Here is an 18711-nt window from a genome sequence, read left to right as displayed (position 1 = left end):
ATTACCATGGAAGATCAATTTATTCATACATCGCTCAGTGACGGTATTACTTCCGTTATACCGGGTATAGAGAACGCGGCTCCTATTCCTGTACTATACGCTGAATCGCTTACAGAGAAGGAGTTTGTGAAGAACTGGGTAGATAAAAGTAAACCCTGCCTGATCAAAGGAGCCATTAAGCACTGGTCTGCAATGAGCAACTGGAAGGAGAAGGATTACTGGATTGCCAATAGCCGGAATGAAAATGTGAAGGTGGGCGCTTTCCGTAATTTTGCACTTCCCCGCCCGGACCAGATGGAAGAAATGCCGTTCCATGATGCAGTAGAACGCTTATTTGCACAAAAGGATGATGTGTTCAAGATCAGTGCGCGTGTTATTGCAGCAGATACCCACGTGGCAGCGCTGGAAAAAGATACGCCCGGTTTCCCGTTCCTGCCTGATGCAGGCATACCCAGAAAATATCCGCGTAAACGCATTTTAATGTATCACCGGGCCAGCTCCAACTGGCATTTTCATCCGATGGATGAAACGTTAATGTGCCAGGTAAGCGGCTCCAAGCGGATTACCGTATTCCCGCCGCATTTGCCGGAAATGCGTACGGTATCCCGCTTCCTGGACCAGGACCGCTATTTGTCCGGTGAGCAGCTGGACCCGTCCATAAACGTAAAACCTATGACGGCAGATGTGGAAGAAGGAGATGCTATGTACATTCCGCCATTCTGGTATCATGGTCTTTATCCTACGCAGGATGAAGTTGGATTTACCCTGGTATATTGCTGGAAAAGCCCCTGGCATGTTATGGGAGATATGTCTAACTACCTGTTGCGGGACCTGTATAAAAGACATCCTTACATGTTTAAGAATAATCAGCTGCTGATAAAGTCGTTTAGTGGTTATGCATGGCTGCGGCATCTGATCTGGAAAGCCGGTCAGTAATAACCGTGAAAATGGGTTCTCTGAAAATAAGCAGGCTTTTTTATGCAGATAACTGATTATCCATTTATCTTAGCATAGCTTAACCTGCTTGATCAATCCAAGGCATCAAATTTTTGAAAACCCATTTACTCAGAAAACCAGTATAACAGAACCCGGTATGAAGTTTTGTCATCTCCTATTAACAATATCTGTTTTTTTTACCATCATCTTTTCTGCAAAAGCGCAACAGGGAACACTTTCTATTCAGGGAAACATCCAGGATTCTGCAACCGGTAAGGCTGTAGCATATGTTACCGTGGAGCTAAGGTCTGCAACAGCTGCACAGGTAAAAGGTACTGTTACCAGCGAGCAGGGCGCCTTTCTGCTGGACCGGTTATTGCCTGGCCAATACACGCTGCTGGTAACTGCTATAGGATATAACAGGAAGATGGTCACCGTAGAGCTGTCTGCCAATAACAGCCAGGCAGGGGCCCTGGGTAATATCCTGCTGAGCGCTCAAAGCACACAGCTGAATAAAGTAGATGTAGTGGCCTCCAGGCCCCTTATTACCCGGGAAGCGGACCGCCTTATATTTGATGTGCAGGCAGATGCGGCAAGCAAGGTGGAAACCGCACTGCAAATGATGCGCAGGGTACCGCTGCTTACTGTTGATGCGGAAGATAATATAGAGCTGAAAGGCAGTACCAATTACCGGGTATTTATCAATGGGAAACCCCTGCGTTTTCAAGGCAGCCCCAAAGACCTGCTGCGCAGCATCCCTGCCTCCAATATCCAGAAAATTGAAGTAATTACCACCCCGCCGGCAAAGTATGAAAGTGAGGGGCTGGCCGGTATTATCAATATTATCACCACCAAAAAAATAGGCGACGGGTATAACGGAAATATTAATATCAGTGAGCGCTTTCCTGCAGGGGGGCCTAATGCCGGCGCTTCCATTACCTATAAAACAGGGAAGTTCGGGATCTCCGCTACCGGCGGGGCGGGTTATAACAGAACACCTGATACCAGGGGAACCGGCACCCGCGATACTTATGGCGATGATCCTACCAGCTTTATTTATCATAGCATAAAAAATTCCGAACAAACATCCGGTTACCTGGATACGGAGCTGAGCTTTGAAATTGACAGCCTGAACCTGCTGGCCGCCGGCTTTAGCTTTAATAAGAACCATATGAAGTCTAACTCCCGGCAGGAAAGCCTTATGACAGACGCAATGGATACCGTACTGCAGCAATACGATCTGGCAGGCCCAGGGAAAAATGATATGCTCACTTACAGCATTGACGTAAACTATCAGCTGGGCTTTAAAAAGCATAAAGACCGGCTGCTGACCTTTTCCTATAACTATAACCAGGGCACCAATGACCAGTTCAATGCGCTGAGCTTTGCTAACCGCAAGAACTATCCAACGCCGGACTATCAGCAAACCAACAATGGGAAAACAACAGAACAGACCTACCAGGTAGATTTTGCGTTGCCCATCAATAAAGGCTTCAGCATAGAAACCGGTGTTAAAGCCATATTGCGGCATAATAACAGTGATTTCCAGTATAGATCGCGCAACCAGAATACCGGGGAATTTGAAGTAGATACTGCTTTTTCCAATGCATACAGCAATAAGCAGGATGTGCTGGGCGCTTATATCTCCGGGCAGTATAACCTGAAAGAGTGGAGCGTGAAAGCGGGTGTACGCGCGGAGAGGACCATTATAGATGCAGATTTTGTTGATGCCAAAGTAAAGCAGGACTATAACAATGTGTTACCATCCATATCTGTAAGCAGGAACCTGAAAAATGCACAGAGCCTGAGCTTTGGCTTTGCACAACGTTTGCAGCGGCCTAACATCTGGAGCCTGAATCCTTTTGTAGACCGCTCCAATCCTAACTTTGTAACAAGCGGTAACCCGGACCTGCGCCCGGTATTAAGCAACAATATTGAGCTTAACTATAGCCTGAGCAAAAAAGGAGCGGTGAATGTGGGATTAACTTACTCTTTTTCAGACAGGGCTGTACAGATGGTTACTTCCTATAACAAAGAAACGAACGTTACTTTCCGCACGTTTAAGAACATAGGCAAAGAACGGTCCATTGGCTCCAATTTCAGTGTTAATTACCCGCTCACAACCCGCTGGAGGGTAAATATGAACGGGCTGTTAAATTACATCTGGATAGAGGGAGTGGTGGACAGCGTATTGCAAAGCAACAGCGGGCTGCGGGGTTCATTCAGCGTTGGCACAGACTACCGGTTCAATAAGGGATGGCGCGCCAATGCCCAGGTACAGTACCTGAGCCCCCGGGTAACATTACAGGGTAAAACAAATGCATTTGTTTACCTTTCACTGGGAGGAAGCAAGAGCTTTTTTAATGATAAATTAACTGCTTCGGCAATTATTAATAACCCCTTTACTAAATTCTTCTATTACGTTGGTTATACAAAAGGCCCCGATTTTTACCAGACAGGGGACTTCCAGTTTTACTGGAGATCGTTCAGCGTTAGCCTCAATTACCGCTTTGGTAAGCTGAAGGAAAAGATCAGGAAAAATAAACGCGGCATCAGCAACGAAGATGAGCTGGACGTGAGAAGTATAGGCAGATAAGCAATATAACCGGTTATGATAAAGTATGTAGACTATTATGTCCCGCAGGCGCGTGTGACATTGGAAACCGTATTTGATAATATTTCAGGAACAGGTAAGCTGCCCGCTGCATTTGAAACACAGGAGGATGGTATTCATTTCTTCAGGAACGTAACAGGCATACAGGAAGTAGCACATGCTGCGGAGATCACGGAAGCAGAACAGCTGCATATTCTGTTAAGCAGATTTTTTGATAGTAATATCACTACTCCTTTTGAAACAGAGCTGTTTATACTGATAGGTGACGACAGGAACAAAGGTGACCGTATGGCCAACCTGGGACATTACCTGCAGCATACTTTTAAGATGGAGAACGCAGATGTGCTGGTGCTGCAGGGCAACCACTGCTCTAATGTGGAATACGCGGTCAGTTATGCGGAAAACATACTGGCCTCCGGGAATGTGAGCAATATTATTATTGCAGCAGCCAATAAGCTGCTGCGTCATGAAGACAGGATCATTGGCAGCTATGCCATACAGGGAGACGGGGCCGGGCTGGTGTACCTGAATGCAGATAAGGAAGATGGAGTGCTGGTGCATGGAAAACATTCCCTTACAAAGGGTATGTTATACCAGGCAAATGTTAATGAGGATAACTCCCTGCTGTTATGTAAGAACTACATGCTCTGTATTGCAGGGCTGATGAAGAAGTATAAGCTGAAACCGGCGTTTATTTCAAACGTTATTATACAGAATGCCAATCATTTGCTGGTAACGCAGTGCCTCACCAGCCTGGGATTTACACGTGAACAGGTATTCACAGATAATCTTACGGCCTATGGCCACCTGGATGCTATTGATTTCCTGGTGAACCTGCGGTCACTGATGGAGAAGAGCCCCGCAAAAAACACAAAGATGATCTCTTTTGGTACAGGCTGGGCCGGCTCCAACATCAGCCTGTATCTTGAACAAGTTTAACAGCCTATTACATTAATTATGTGCCTCATAAATGAACTGACCGGCAGAATGATGATTAGTAAAGGGAAACTCATCACATTTGACGGCCGTAAAAAAGTAGAGATCTCTTTCCCGGAGCTGTTCCCCAGGGTGCGGGCAGCCGCAGCCTGGCTGAGGGGAAAAGGATTTGACAGTGATACAGTGCTGTGCATCATAGGTAAGAACGACCTGGAGTGGATCATTGCTGATCTGGCCTGTATCTACTGCGGTATTAAGTTATTGCCACTGGAACCCGGGGCTGTACTGGCACAATACCAGTCGGACCGGCTTAGGATTGCTGCGGTGCTGGTAAGCGCAGAATTTAAAGAAGAAGCTGCTGCTTTAGGGCAACAAGGATATACCTGCATAGGATTGCAGGAACTAAACACCGGCACAGCGGAGCAGGCAGGTACGCCCCATGCCTATGCCCCTATGGAAGTAATATCCTATAAATCCACCTCAGGCAGTACTGGTTTGCCCAAGGTGATCGGGCATGCTGCAGCAGGATTAAGCAATTCACTGGAAGGTACACAGGAGATCTTCCAACATTCGCCCCGGGAGCGGATCCTGGTATTTCTGCCACTGAATATACTGCAGCAGCGTTACTGGCTGTATTCTGCTATCCTTTATGATCTTACAGTGATCATTATCCCCAGGAGTTATGTGTTTGCCGCTGTAAAACAGGATAAGCCTACTGTGATAATGGGAGTGCCTTATATCTACGAAGTGTTTTATGATGAATTTTCCGCTTTACTGAGAAAAGATGATAGCCTGAGAGAAGCCTATAATGCATTCCTGGCATCCGGCAGCAGGGCAGCGCGTTTTGGCCCGTTCCATGAATTCCTGGGTGGGCATATTAACTATCTGTGGACCGGATCAGCCCCTGTTTCAAAGGAGATCCTGAGCTTTTATTTCAATATGGGTATCCCCCTTTACCAGGGATATGGTATGAACGAAACCTGTATCATTTCAAAAAATTATACAGCACATAATAAGACCGGCAGTGTAGGAAAACTTTTTAAAGGCATAACACTGCGGTTTGATGACAATGGGCAGATCCTGGTGAAAAGTGATTTCCCGGTATGCCATAATTATACCATTGCCGGAGAGCAGGAACGGGCGCAAACCTTCCGGCCGGATGGTTACGTTGCAACGGGCGACTGCGGTTATATGGATGAAGAAGGTTATTTATTTGTAACCGGCCGTATAAAGGATATTATCATTCTATCCAATTCAAAGAAAGTATTTCCGAGAAGCATAGAAGAGAAAATTGAAACCAATACCGGCATAGCGCATTGTGTGGTTTACGGGGATAATAAGCCTTACCTGGTAGCCATGATCGTACCGGCTGCAGACGGCCTTACTGAAGGTGAAGTGAAAAGCTTATTAAAAACCTTCAACGACCAGGCAAGGGAAGAAGAAAAGATCTTCCGGTATTGTATACAAACGGAGCAATTCTCCATGCAGAACGACCTGCTTTCCAATCAGCATAAGATCAAAAGACAAAAAATATATCAGCAATTCCTTAACAGTTTTGAGGAGCTGTACAAATAGTTATGAGTGATATTTTAAACATCGTTGTAGACAATCTCAAACTTCAGCTGGATAAGGATATAACAATAACGCCAGAGATGCATATCAAGGAAAACCTGGCTATACCCTCTATTAAGCTGGTTGCGTTCCTGACCACTGTAACAGACCAGCTGGGCATCAGCATTATGGATTTCAGTGATTATGAACTGCTGCGCCTGAAAACAGTGCAGGATATAACAGACTTATTAACATCTAAAGTACAGGACCGTAATGAAAACGAATGAAGAGCGCTTGTTCGACAGCCGGCTGACGCTGGAAAATGACCGGGTAAAAGTGCGCATTGTATCCCCGGACGACATCGGGCAATTAAAAGACATTGCTTTTGATCCTTCCATCTGGACCTATTTCACCAGTGAGATCAGTACAGAGCAGCAGCTGGTCACTTATGTGGAAGATGCACTGAAAGAGTTTGCCGGCAAACAGAAGGTGCCTTTTGTGATCATTGATAAAAAGCAGGACCGTATTGCGGGCATGTCCTCCTTTGGGAATATTTCCCTGCGGGACGCACGTATTGAGATCGGCTGGTCATGGCTTTCACCGGATGCGCAGGGAACAGGTATCAATGGCCTGTATAAATCCCTGCTGATGGCTTTTGCTTTTGACGAGCTGAATATGATGCGGGTGGAATTTAAAACCGATGTGCTGAACCAGAAGGCGCGTAAGGCATTACTGAAAATAGGCGCCACGGAAGAAGGCATACTGCGTTCCCATACCCTGATGCCGCACAACCGGCGCAGGGATACTATTTACTATTCAATACTGAAACCGGAATGGGAACAGCGCAGGCAACAGGTTTAGAAGTAGTGCTGGAAGGAACGGCTTTTGAAAGAGGGGTGCAACATGGCCGTTTGCTGGGAGAGCCTATCCGGCATTTCCTGGCAGATAACCTGGCCCAGATCAACAGCCTGCGGTCCCGGCCACTGGATGCTGATAAGCTACCCGCACTGGTATTGCCTTACCGGCAGGTTATTGCACAATACCTGCCGGAGATAATGGAGGAGCTGGAAGGGCTGGCGCAGGGCGCCGGTATACAAACAGACGAAGCCGTGTTGTTACAGGTAAGAAGGGAGCTGATAGGCACCGGCAGCTTTACGCTGCTGGGAGATTGCAGCTCCCTGGCCCGTTACACGCAGGAAGAGGTGGTGCTGGCACAAACCATTGATCTGAACGGGAACATGACAGATATAGGGCGGGTATTCAGAATTATTCCGGAAAACAAAAAAAAACCGGAGATCCTGATGTATTCCTTTGCCGGGTTACTGGGCTATATGGGAATGAACAGCGCCGGGCTGGCGGTAACTATTAACCTGGTAGTATCCGGCGGCTGGAAAGCAGGCATACCTCCTTATTTACTGGTAAGGAAATTCCTGGAGTGCAGCACTATCGAAGAATGTTTGCAGGTAGTGGAAACCATTCCGGTGGCCAGCTCCCGCAGCTTCACCATTACAGACCGGCGCAGGCAGGTAATACTGGAGATCACGCCGGAAACCTACCGTGTTACAGAGGGAGATCAGCTGCTGCATACCAATCATTTCCTGCACCCTGAGCTGAAAAGCGAAGACAGGATGAATATATTCAGCAAGAACTCTTCTGCAAAACGCCTGGCGCTGCTGGGTAAAAAACTGGGTAATGACTGGAGCCTGCAAAATATTCAGGCCGCCTTCGCAGACCATACGCTGCATCCAGTAGGCATCTGCGCCCACAACGAGTCAAATATAAAACTGAACGAAACCGTGGCTGCTGTGATCATGTATCCCAGGCAAGGCGCTTTCCGGGCGCTGAAAGGCAAAGCATGTACAGAAAAGTATCAACTCTTTAATCTTCCCATCAATAACAATGAGTAAGCAATTCAATTTCCCAAAAGAAAAAAATTACCTGCTGGTACCTGAAATGCCAACACCTAACGGCCGTATGCACCTGGGCCACCTGGCAGGTCCTTACCTGAAAATGGATATCCTGCGCAGAAAGGCAGAGCGGGGCGGTGGAAAAGCTTTTGTGGTATCCGGTTCAGACGTATTTGAATCCTATGTAGAGCTGAAGGCAAGCCAGCTTGGAATAGGTACGGAGGATGTATGTAACAAATTCCATCCGCAGATCATTAAAGATCTTGAGGCGTTAAAGATCCATTTTGATTTTTTCCTGAACCCGCTGGATGAGCAATGGAGAGCGCGTTTCTTTAAAAGGGAAAAAGAGCTGATGCAGCAGCTGACAGATGCAGGCGTGGTAGAGGAAAGGGAGGAAGATCTTATTTATGACCCTGTCAATGAGCGGTTCCTGAACGGGTGCTGGATCAAAGGTACCTGCCCTAATTGTGGCAGCGGAACGGGAAGTTACTTATGTGAAACCTGTGGCACGCACTATCGGCCGTCTGATATTTTTGATGCAGCCACCTACCCCGATGCCCGCGTAATAAAAGGCACTGCGCTTTACCTGAAGCTGGATACAAAGAAGCTTTTTGATAAAGTGGAAAAAATGGAGATCAACAGCGTTTTTGCTGATATCTTAAAGCGGTACGTCGAGTTGCAGGGCCCTTATATACGCCTTACAACACCGCAGGCTACCGGTGTGGAATGGGAGTGGGGTGCTGATAAAAAGCAGGTGCTCTTTACCTATTCTGCTTTGCTGTTCTTCTCTGTTTTCTGCGGGGATATCTGTAAGGAGCAGTTTGATCTTCCGATACATCCCTTTGATGCAGCTTCTGATTTTACTACCATTGCCAGTTTTGGTATAGACAATGCCATTCCTTACCTGGCGGGCGTACTGGCCGGCGGTATGGAGCTGCCTGGTTTAAAAGCTTTCGACTATTATCTCAGCAATCATTTTTATTACCTGAACGGGGAAAAGTTCTCTACCAGCAGGATACATGTGATCTGGGGCAGTGATATTGTACACCTGGCCCAGGTGCAGCCGGATGTTGTAAGATATTACCTGGCCAGGCAAAACCCTGAGCTGGAGAAAAAGAACTTTGATGTCAGCGAGTTTATAACGGTTGTGAATGAAGAGCTGTTTGTACGTTACAATAATGTGTTGAAAGAAGCATTTGCGGTTTTGCCTCAGCTCCCCGGAGAGGCTCCGGACGACAAATGGTGCGCGGCTTTACAATCCCTTATAGCGGAACAGAACAGCTTTCTTAACCCGCCCGGCTTTAACCTGGCAGATGCATTACACCCGGTTGATGAATGGATGGACCGGTTTGACGGTTGGGATGCAGCAGAAAGAAAGCTGTACGCTTACTGGTGGCTGAAAGGTTTTGCATTGCTTGCTTATCCTTTTATGCCGGATATATCCACCGCGCTCTGGAACCGGCTGTCTGATGAAACGGAGCTTACCATTGATCATTTTTTTTCCGGTAATAAGATCGTACGCCAGCCGGTAGAGGACATCCTGTTTAAAGAGGTCAGCTATACCCAGATGGAAAAATGCCTGCCGGAAAGCATAAAAGTTAACCCGTAAAAATACATTCAATGGAAAAGCATATTCAACCCATCATTCCCATGACGGTAGCGTCATCGGAGCTGACTAATGAAACGGCTACCTATAATCTCTCCAAGATATTTGAAGATCAGGCCCTGTCTGATTTTAACCTGATCCGGTTTATTGTTTATCCCGGTCAGCGGTCCGTAGAGGACCAGCACAGGTCCCGGGAGTACTGGTATATCGCAAAAGGTGAAGGCCGCCTTACGATCAACGGGCAGGATGTGATTGCGAAAGAAGGAGAAGTATTTTTCTTCAATTCACTTTCCACGCACCAGATCATTAATCTTTCAAACGATCATAATCTTGAAATCCTCTCCATATGGTGGTAACTGAAACAAGAGAGTATGATATCCTGATCATCGGGGGAGGTGTTATTGGTATTTTTTGTGCTTACTATGCCTCTCAGGCATGGCCGCACAAAAAGATCGCCATTATGGACAAGGGCATGCTGGGTAAAGGCGTAACAGCCTATTCGGCCTGCCTGGATTTTCCCTATGGCGTTACCGCCTACAAAAGAAAGCTGACCGGTAAAAGCCAGGGACTGTTTTCCGAGCTCATGGAAAAATATCCTGAGCTGCCGGTGGCCCGCGTACCTTTTGTAGGAATTGCACACCAGCGCAGCATAGGAGAAGTGCTTTCCAACATCACTGCCCCGGGCGCGCAGAAAGGTACGGTGGCTTCCTTCCATCAGCATGTTCCTGCCGGGTTTCAGCTGGGTGAGGGCAATAAATACTTTCACCAGCTGCATGCACAATACGCTTATAATGATATCACCTATGCATTGGCGCTGGAGCTGGCCAGGGAGCAAAAGATCACCATATATGAGGGAACGGAAGCTACATCGCTGGATAAACCGGCGGATAAATACGTGGTGGCTACCAACTATGGCGTATCGCTGAAGGCAGGCGCCATAATTGATGCAACCGGCCCCTGGATGAATAAAGGGTTTTCTGCCGCCAGTATAGCGTACCGGCAAACCAGGATAAAAAAAATAGTAGCCTTACATATTGATGAAGCGCCCCCCGCCAATGCGCCGATCATTTACCTGTTCAACGATGATGCGTTTTTCCTGCCGCAGCCGCATCTTTCCCGCTGGCTGTTCAGCTACAGGTGTGAGGATTGGGACCTGGATATTTACAAAGATGATTTTAAGATAAGCCCCGCCAATTATTCAGATGCTTCAAATGTACTGAGGAAGTACAATGAAGGGCTGCACAGCAGGATAGCAGGCGGCCGCGCCTATTGCGATCTTTACAGCCCCGACGGCGACCCCATTATTGAAACCCCCGATACAGGATATGTTATTGTCGGCGCACCCGGAGGTTCCGGCTTCAGATTAGCGCCGGCACTGGCACAAAGCGCCATCTCTACCTTAACGTAATAAAGTAAACAAGTATGTTAATATGTGGTATAAAATTAGGGCATGATGCATCCATCGCCCTGATCGATAATGCCCGCCTGGTTTTTTCCCATGAGCTGGAAAAAATTAACAACGGGCCGCGGCACTCCAGCTTTACACTTTCCAACCAGGAAGTAGCTGATCTGATAGCGCGTTTTGGCTATAAGATGGAAGATGTGGACAGTATTGTATTTGACGGCTGGCATCCTACGCTGCAGCAGTACCTGCAGGGGCGCCATCCCGGCCTGCAGCTGGCAGGTTACGGCAGCTACCTGGATGGTGCAGACCTGCTGGCAGAAACGCCTTCTGCAATAGAAAGTTATGCCAGTATCAATTGTAAGAGCTATCGACATGTGGCCGGGCATATAGCCGGCACCTATTGCGCCAGCCCTTTTGCCGCTGCGGGAGAGGATGCGTTTATTCTGGTGTGGGATGGCGGTATGTTTCCGCAATTGTATCACTATAATGCACAAACGAATTATTTCAGCGGCGTAAAGGATCTGTTCCCGTTAACTGCTATGGTATATGCCTGTTTTGCGCATAAGTTCCCTCCTTTTGATCAGTATAAGGACTGCAACGACTTTGCAATCCCGGGTAAGGTAATGGCCTTTGCCGCATTAGGTAATGTACGCCAGGAGCTGCTGGATAAATGGCAAACGGCTTTTGATTCCTGGCAGCCGCCATATATCACACCCACAGACGCTGATCTGCACAAACAGAACATACATTGCATAGATGTATTGCTGGATGAAGAGATCATGAATAATTACAGCTCACCGGATGTAATAGCCAGCTTCCAGAAATTCATTGAAATATTATTGATAGACCATCTTGCGGCGGCCTGTAAAGCATGGCCGGTAAAAACAACCAACCTGTGTATAACAGGCGGCGCAGCGCTGAACATTACCTGGAACAGCGCTATCCGCGACAGTGGTTTATTTGACGATGTATGGGTGCCGCCCTTCCCGAATGATGCGGGCAGCGCTATTGGTACCGCCTGTTGCGAAATGCTGAAGTACACTGATTCCAGAGCGCTGATATGGAATGCCTATAGCGGTCCGGCGTTGATGGATACTGCCATTGATCCTGCCTGGGAAAGCATGCCATGCAGCATAAAACAACTGGCAACATTCCTGCATACCGAAAACGAGCCTGTAGTATTGTTGAATGGCAACGCCGAGCTGGGGCCGCGGGCATTAGGTAACCGGAGCATTGTTGCTTCACCTGCTTCCGGGGTTATGAAACACCTGTTGAATACCGTGAAGGTAAGAGAGTACTACAGGCCTGTAGCGCCCATCTGCCTTGAAGAAGATGCCCCCGAAGTATTTGAGCCGGGTACTCCTGATCCCTATATGCTGTTTACGCATAAGACAAGGGAAGCCTGGCTGTCCCGTATACCCGCAATATGCCACCTGGATGGTACGGCCCGCCTGCAAACGGTTAATGAAAGGGATAACCCGCTTGTGTACGAGCTGCTGCAGGAGTTTAAAGCCGTAAGTAATATACCCCTGTTATGTAATACCAGCGCAAATTTCAACGGGAAAGGATTTTTCCCGGATGTGCAAAGCGCCCTTGCCTGGGGAGGCGTTAATCTTGTCTGGAGCAATGGATCGCTGTTTATGAAAAAAGGCTACAGCAGGTACCTGTATCTCCCGATCATACAGGAGGAAGAAACTGCATTGACTAACATGATATAAAACCACACATATGTTAACCACTAATGAATCGTCTGTATATGATCTGCTGGGAGTGGGAATAGGACCTTCCAATCTTAGTACTGCTGCATTGATAGCACCGTATAACCAACAGGTAAACAGCATTTTCTTTGATGATAAATCTGAATTCAACTGGTACCCGGGCATGTTATTTCCGGATGCTACCATACAGGTGTCTATACTGAAAGACCTTGTTACAATGGTGGACCCTACCAGCCAGTTCACTTTCCTGAATTTCCTGAAAGAAACCGGCCGGCTTTATATGTTCGCATCAAAAGGACAGTTTGACGGCTTAAAAAGACGTGAATTCGTACAGTATTTTAAATGGGCGGTAGCCAGGATGCAGAACCTGCATTTCATGTCTACCGTACAACGGATAGAATATAAGGACGACTGTTTTGAGGTTACTGTGAACGATGTGTCTTATAAGGCAAAGAACCTGGCTATGGGAGCGGGATTGTCCGCTAATGTCCCGGGTTTCTGCCGTAAGCATATCGGCTCCGGTATGGTGCATAGCTCGCAGTTCCTGACCAGTAATGTTGATTTCAGCGGAAAGCGGATAATGGTGGTAGGCGGCGGCCAAAGCGGCGCTGAAGTAATATTGTTCCTGCTGAAGGAAGAAGAGCGCCTTCCGCTGTCAGTACAGTGGATCAGCAGCAACTATAATTTCCTGCCATTAGAAAATACGCCTTTCTCAAACGAATTATACACACCCAAATACAGCGATTACTTCTATAACCTGCATAAGGAAGACAAGGAGAAATTGCTGGAAAGGCAGAAGTTCACCAGTGATGGTGTTAGTGAAAAAACGCTCAGCGATATTTATGAAACGATCTATAATTATAAATTCCTCAGGGATATAGATATACTGGATTTCTATCCAGGCACCTATTTCACTAATGCGGAACGTACAGAGAACTGTTTCTGTGCTGAAGTGACCTTAAAGGAAAAAAGCAGCGCAGTGCAGTACATGGATGTAGATATTATTGTGCTGGCCACCGGCTTTAATTACCAGCAGCATAAATGTCTTGAACCGCTGGACGGTTATATCTCCACCACAGATGGAAAGTATGATGTAGCAGAAGATTTCTCTATTGTAACCACAAAAGACATGAAAGGTAAGATCTATATCCATAACGGAGCCAGGCATGTACGTGGAGTAGCAGATCCTAACCTGAGCTTGCTGGCCTGGAGAAGCGCAAAGATCATTAATGCGCTGATGGAGCAGAAGGTTTATAATACAGAGATCGATAAGTCACTACTGAGCTGGGATAAGCTGACGATTATGAAAAATGGTTTCAGGGCCAGGGCAATATAACCCTGCGCTGCTTTGTTTGTTTTACTTTGATCATGTTCCACTAAATGCTCACTCACATGCAACTTACAGAAGATCAGATCTTCTTCTTTAAAGAAAATGGCTTTCTTTTAATTGAGGATGTTTTTAATCCTGAAGAAATTGATTTGTTTACAACTGAAATGAACAAGATCATTTCTGAAGAAGATCCCCGGAGAATATTGGAAAAAAACGGATCGGTGCGGACATTCTTCGCCCCTCATCTTACAAACGAAGTATATGATAAGATCCACCGGCTGGACCGGCTGGTAGTACCGGCTGCCCAGTTGCTGGGCAGCGATGTGTACCTGCACCAGAGTAAGATCAATATTAAGGCTGCTATGGTAGGCGACTGGTGGGAATGGCACCAGGATTACCCCTATTGGAAAAATGATGATGGCATGCCCCGGCCTGATGTGCTGACTGCTATGATCTTTTACAACGACGTGAATGAATTTAACAGCCCCCTGATATTGATCCCATCTTCTCACAAGGAAGGTGTTTTTGATGACCGGGAAAATATAGTGGATGTGAACGGGCAGGATAATGAGTGGTATGCTGAATACCTGAAAAGCGCCCCTTTTATGACGGCGGTAACCGCCAACCTGAAATATAAGCTGGAACGGGAAACCCTTGCTGAATGGGCGGAGAAGAAAGGTCTTTTTTCTGCAAAAGGAAGGGCCGGTGCTGTTTTATTCTTCCACGGAAATATTTTCCATGCATCGGCTAATAATCTTTCTCCCTGGGACAGGTTCACTTATCTGCTTACCTATAACAGGGTAGATAATAAATTAATGGATATTCCTAATCCAAGACCGGAATTTATTTCCATCCGCAAGTATGATCCTATTGCTCCTATCAGCGAAAGACTTGCCTGATGCCATTACCCGTGACCCTAACATACACAGAGATAAAAGCTTAGAGGATATTGATCTATGTCATTAACGAGAGAAAATGTAGAAACTATCCTGCCGCTTACCCCATTGCAGGAAGGCATTCTTTTTCATTATACTGTTTCACCGGATACGGATCAATACCTGGTGAAACTTTCACTAATTATACACCAGGAGGTCAGTTTGCCGGTTTTCAGATCGGCCTGGGAGCAGGTAAGCCGGCAGCATGAAATGCTGAGGGCCGTGTTCCGCTGGAAGGAGCTGGGCAGCCCGGTGCAGGTCATCCAAAAACAATGTTCACCGGATATTACCTTCCTGGATACATCTGCATCTGAGCAGGATGTGCAGAAACTTTGCAGCAAACGCTTTGATCTTGAAGAAGCAACCTGGCGTATCTTATTGATCAGGCGTGGGGCCGGCAGCTATGAAATGATCCTGCAAAACCATCACATCATTTATGACGGATGGAGTGCCGGGATTATCCTGAAAGATTTTATTTCAGCATACGCAGCTTATGCCGGTGGTAATACGCAGGCAACCATACCCGGCACCGGTTTCAGGGATTACCTGAAAGCGGCCGGCCAGCAGGATAAGGCCGCTGCCGGTAGTTACTGGAGGCAATACCTGCACGGGTTTGACGGTGCATCTAAATTACCCCTGCAGGGTAAACCTGCTGTGCAGGGGAATGGATGCCGGAAGCTGATCTTCAACAGTGCAGACCAAACCAGGATAGCTGCCTTTGCCAGGCAACACCAGCTTACCATGGCTGCCCTGCTGTATACCGCCTGGGGCATCCTGTTACAACGTTATTGCGGCAGTAATGATGTGCTGTTTGGAACAGTTGTATCAGGCCGTTCGTTAGCAGTAGGCGGGCTGGAAGAAGCAGTAGGGCTTTTTATTAATACAGTACCGCTGCGGGTATATGGCGCTGCGGATGAAACGATCAGCCATCTGCTGGATCGTGTTCAGCATAACCTGATACAACGAAGCAGGTACGAAACCACCGCACTTACAGATATTAAGCACTATGCACATTTACCAGGCGCCGGGGATATTTTCGATCACATTTTTGTGGTGGAAAACTATCCTATAGATAAGGTGGTGACCGCGAACAAGCTATTGCCGCTTTCATTAAAAGACTATACGGAGCAAACCAGCTATGTGCTGAACATATCCGCTTTCCCGGACGCGGATAACATGGAGGTGGTGTTCCGTTATGATGCATCTGTACTGGAAGAAAGCATGGTGCAGCGTATCAGCGGGCATTTCCGTAATATTATCCAACAGCTCATTATCTCAAGGCCCGGGCAGCGCTTATCTGAGCTGAACATGCTTGATACAGCAGAAAGAGATCTGCTGTTAAATGTGTTTAATCCTACAGCCCTTACAATCCCTTCTGAAAAAACCGTTATTGACCTGTTTGAAGAACAGGCTGCACGTACGCCGGCACATACGGCGATCCTGTGGCGCGGGGAAACGGTGACTTATGACGAGCTGAATATGCGCTCCAACCGCCTGTCGCATTACCTGCAAAGTGAAGGTGTAGGAAATGGATCCCTGGTGCCCGTTTGCATGGAACGCAGTGTAGATATGATAGTAGCGGTACTGGGTATTTTAAAGACAGGTGCTGCTTATGTTCCGGTTGATCCTGCGTATCCTGCAGACAGGATACTGCTGATCCTGGAAGATATTTCAGGTCCGCTGGTATTGGTAGATGAGCATCACAATGTACCGGCAACGGATACACGTTCGGTAAGCCTGGGGGCATGCAGCGCCTTTCCTGTTGCTGATCCCCGAAGAACATCCGGTGTGGATCCCCTTATCAGCATTATTTATACATCTGGTTCATCCGGTGCACCCAAAGGGGTGCAATTGCTGAACAGCGCTATCCTTAACCGTTTATACTGGATGTGGGGCCTGTACCCGTTTGCTTCCGGAGAGCAGTTTGCGCTGAAAACCTCCCTGGGATTTGTAGATCATATTTGGGAGCTGTTCGGGCCATTGTTACAGGGAATACCATCTGTTTTATTTAATAATGATGATATACTTGATATAGATCGCTTTTTACAACACTTGTCGGAGCATCGTATTACACGCATTGTATTGGTGCCCTCTTTGCTGCGCTATATACTGGGGCGCCTGGAAGCCGGCCAGTTAGACCTCTCTGTTTTACAATACTGGACCAGCAGCGGCGAAGAGCTGACCGCAGACCTGGTAAAAGCATTCTATGCTCATTTTTCCCCATCCACACATAAGCTGCTGAATATTTACGGATCTACAGAAGTAGCAGCTGATGTAACCTGTTATGATACTTCTTTATTAGCAGCCCGGCCGGATAGTGAGGTTGTGCCTATTGGCCGGCCGATTGCAAATGCGGCTGTTTACATAACAGATCAGGCAGGGGATCTTTGCCCGGTAGGTGTACCGGGAGAATTGCTGGTGAAAGGTTTACCGGTGTCACCTGGTTATTATAAGCGCAGCGAATTAACCCATGAAAGATTTATCACTGATCCGTTTAGTGACCAGCAGGAACAGCATGTATTCAAAACCGGCGATCTTGCCTTTTGGCAAGCGGATGGTAACCTGGTGTACCTGGGCCGTAAAGATAACCAGGTAAAGCTGCGTGGTTACCGTATTGAACCGGGTGAGGTAGAACGCGTGCTGGAACAGGCGCCGGGCATCCGGCAGGCAGTAGTGATCGCTCGGGGAGAGAGCAGCAACCGCTATCTCGCCGGGTATGTGACCAGTGATGACAGTTTTGATAAAACAGCACTGCAGACATTTTTACGCGCAAAGCTGCCTGAGTATATGGTGCCATCTGTGATCGTAAGATTGCCGCAAATACCATTAACCCCCAATGGCAAAACAGACCGCCGGAGTCTGGCATTGCTGAGCACTGACCATGGGGATGAACATACTTATATTGCTCCTGAGGGAGAAACCGCATTACGGCTGGCAGATATATGGAAGCATTTGCTGAAAAAAGACCGTATAGGCGTTACAGATAATTTCTTTGAGCTGGGTGGGCACTCTCTCCTGGCCACGCGTATGGTTTCCGCCATCCGTAAGCAGCTGGGCCGGGAAGTGGCTGTGCGGGATATTTTTAATATGCCTGTTATAAGGGAGCTGGCCCGCTATTTAGATAATCCCGGCTCTGCGGGTATAACCACGCTGTCTGATTTACCTGGTATTATTGCAGGCGCCCGTCCGGAGCGTATTCCTTTATCTTTTTCACAGGAACGGCTTTGGTTTATAAACCAGCTGCAGGGCAGCCGGGAGTATCATATTCCGGGTGTATTCAGGTTGCATGGGCAGGTTAATGTGGATGCATTACGTTACGGTTTACAACAGGTGATCAACCGTCATGAGGTACTGCGCAGCGTGTTAAAAAGTGAGCATGATCAAACCTGGCAGGAGATATTGCCGGAAGATCAATGGGAGCTGGTGTATCATGAGGTTGCAACATCGGCCATCAGCGATCAGATCCGGGAGGTGGTGGCAATGCCTTTTCATCTTGGACGCGATCATATGCTGAGAGCGCACCTGATCCGGGAGCCAGGAGGTGATCATTTGTTGGTGATCGTGTTACATCACATCGCCTCAGATGGCTGGTCGTTGCCAATACTGGTGCGTGAGTTTGTTGCTTATTACCGTAGCTACGAACAGGGCAGCGCTGCTGTTTTACCTGCGCTTTCCATTCAATATGCTGATTATGCGATATGGCAACGCCGTTACCTCGATGGGGATGGCCTGGCAACCGCATTGTCTTACTGGGAGGAGCGGTTATCCGGTTC

At 47.4% G+C, this 18711-nt stretch carries 14 protein-coding genes; all 14 read left to right on the top strand.

Translation table 11 applies throughout. The features are described 5' to 3' along the window. Positions 1-6 precede the first annotated feature (6 nt). A complete protein-coding gene (locus KVT36_RS27465; protein ID WP_217606645.1) occupies positions 7-936 on the top strand; it encodes a cupin-like domain-containing protein in 930 nt (309 codons plus the stop codon). Positions 937-1093: 157 nt separating this feature from the next. Then, entirely contained in the window at positions 1094-3532 is a 2439-nt protein-coding gene (locus KVT36_RS27460) for an outer membrane beta-barrel family protein (protein WP_217606644.1), read from the top strand. A 15-nt stretch (positions 3533-3547) separates the two neighbouring features. Then, a complete protein-coding gene (locus tag KVT36_RS27455) occupies positions 3548-4489 on the top strand; it encodes a 3-oxoacyl-[acyl-carrier-protein] synthase III C-terminal domain-containing protein (protein ID WP_217606643.1) in 942 nt (313 codons plus the stop codon). A gap of 48 nt (positions 4490-4537) precedes the next feature. Beyond that, on the top strand, positions 4538-6061 hold the full coding sequence (locus KVT36_RS27450) for an AMP-binding protein (protein ID WP_217606642.1): 1524 nt from the start codon (positions 4538-4540) through the stop codon (positions 6059-6061). A gap of 2 nt (positions 6062-6063) precedes the next feature. Further along, positions 6064-6324, top strand: coding sequence for a hypothetical protein (locus tag KVT36_RS27445; protein ID WP_217606641.1), 261 nt, complete (start codon positions 6064-6066; stop codon positions 6322-6324). Further along, positions 6311-6898 carry a GNAT family N-acetyltransferase gene (locus KVT36_RS27440; protein WP_217606640.1) on the top strand — a complete coding sequence of 196 codons (588 nt, stop codon included), beginning with the start codon at positions 6311-6313 and terminating at the stop codon, positions 6896-6898. Before KVT36_RS27445 ends, KVT36_RS27440 begins: the two co-directional genes overlap by 14 nt. Then, the gene (locus KVT36_RS27435; protein WP_217606639.1) at positions 6871-7944 is read left to right on the top strand and encodes a C45 family peptidase; all 1074 of its coding nucleotides are present in this window, start codon (positions 6871-6873) and stop codon (positions 7942-7944) included. Before KVT36_RS27440 ends, KVT36_RS27435 begins: the two co-directional genes overlap by 28 nt. Next, positions 7937-9553 (top strand): class I tRNA ligase family protein, encoded by a 1617-nt coding sequence (locus tag KVT36_RS27430; protein WP_217606638.1) that lies wholly within the window; start codon positions 7937-7939, stop codon positions 9551-9553. Before KVT36_RS27435 ends, KVT36_RS27430 begins: the two co-directional genes overlap by 8 nt. A gap of 11 nt (positions 9554-9564) precedes the next feature. Next, a complete protein-coding gene (locus KVT36_RS27425; protein ID WP_217606637.1) occupies positions 9565-9906 on the top strand; it encodes a cupin domain-containing protein in 342 nt (113 codons plus the stop codon). Beyond that, positions 9897-10958, top strand: coding sequence for an FAD-dependent oxidoreductase (locus KVT36_RS27420; protein WP_217606636.1), 1062 nt, complete (start codon positions 9897-9899; stop codon positions 10956-10958). Before KVT36_RS27425 ends, KVT36_RS27420 begins: the two co-directional genes overlap by 10 nt. Positions 10959-10972: 14 nt before the next feature. After that, on the top strand, positions 10973-12673 hold the full coding sequence (locus KVT36_RS27415; protein ID WP_217606635.1) for a carbamoyltransferase N-terminal domain-containing protein: 1701 nt from the start codon (positions 10973-10975) through the stop codon (positions 12671-12673). A 10-nt stretch (positions 12674-12683) separates the two neighbouring features. Next, positions 12684-14009 carry a lysine N(6)-hydroxylase/L-ornithine N(5)-oxygenase family protein gene (locus KVT36_RS27410; RefSeq protein WP_217606634.1) on the top strand — a complete coding sequence of 442 codons (1326 nt, stop codon included), beginning with the start codon at positions 12684-12686 and terminating at the stop codon, positions 14007-14009. Positions 14010-14065: 56 nt separating this feature from the next. Continuing rightward, a complete protein-coding gene (locus KVT36_RS27405; RefSeq protein WP_217606633.1) occupies positions 14066-14902 on the top strand; it encodes a phytanoyl-CoA dioxygenase family protein in 837 nt (278 codons plus the stop codon). Positions 14903-14959: 57 nt separating this feature from the next. After that, positions 14960-18711, top strand: a 3752-nt coding sequence (locus tag KVT36_RS27400; protein WP_217606632.1) for a non-ribosomal peptide synthetase, incomplete at its 3' end; no start/stop codon positions are given.

The organism is Chitinophaga sp. GbtcB8, assembly GCF_019091455.1.
Classification (GTDB): Bacteria; Bacteroidota; Bacteroidia; order Chitinophagales; family Chitinophagaceae; genus Chitinophaga.
This window is presented reverse-complemented; position numbering and strand designations above follow the sequence as displayed.

Bases quoted from the DNA above. Each gene is read 5' to 3' on its own strand.
- KVT36_RS27465 (WP_217606645.1), top strand. From the start codon at position 7: ATGGAAGATCAATTTATTCATACATCGCTCAGTGACGGTATTACTTCC.
- KVT36_RS27460 (WP_217606644.1), top strand. From the start codon at position 1,094: ATGAAGTTTTGTCATCTCCTATTAACAATATCTGTTTTTTTTACCATC.
- KVT36_RS27455 (WP_217606643.1), top strand. From the start codon at position 3,548: ATGATAAAGTATGTAGACTATTATGTCCCGCAGGCGCGTGTGACATTG.
- KVT36_RS27450 (WP_217606642.1), top strand. From the start codon at position 4,538: ATGATGATTAGTAAAGGGAAACTCATCACATTTGACGGCCGTAAAAAA.
- KVT36_RS27445 (WP_217606641.1), top strand. From the start codon at position 6,064: ATGAGTGATATTTTAAACATCGTTGTAGACAATCTCAAACTTCAGCTG.
- KVT36_RS27440 (WP_217606640.1), top strand. From the start codon at position 6,311: ATGAAAACGAATGAAGAGCGCTTGTTCGACAGCCGGCTGACGCTGGAA.
- KVT36_RS27435 (WP_217606639.1), top strand. From the start codon at position 6,871: ATGGGAACAGCGCAGGCAACAGGTTTAGAAGTAGTGCTGGAAGGAACG.
- KVT36_RS27430 (WP_217606638.1), top strand. From the start codon at position 7,937: ATGAGTAAGCAATTCAATTTCCCAAAAGAAAAAAATTACCTGCTGGTA.
- KVT36_RS27425 (WP_217606637.1), top strand. From the start codon at position 9,565: ATGGAAAAGCATATTCAACCCATCATTCCCATGACGGTAGCGTCATCG.
- KVT36_RS27420 (WP_217606636.1), top strand. From the start codon at position 9,897: ATGGTGGTAACTGAAACAAGAGAGTATGATATCCTGATCATCGGGGGA.
- KVT36_RS27415 (WP_217606635.1), top strand. From the start codon at position 10,973: ATGTTAATATGTGGTATAAAATTAGGGCATGATGCATCCATCGCCCTG.
- KVT36_RS27410 (WP_217606634.1), top strand. From the start codon at position 12,684: ATGTTAACCACTAATGAATCGTCTGTATATGATCTGCTGGGAGTGGGA.
- KVT36_RS27405 (WP_217606633.1), top strand. From the start codon at position 14,066: ATGCAACTTACAGAAGATCAGATCTTCTTCTTTAAAGAAAATGGCTTT.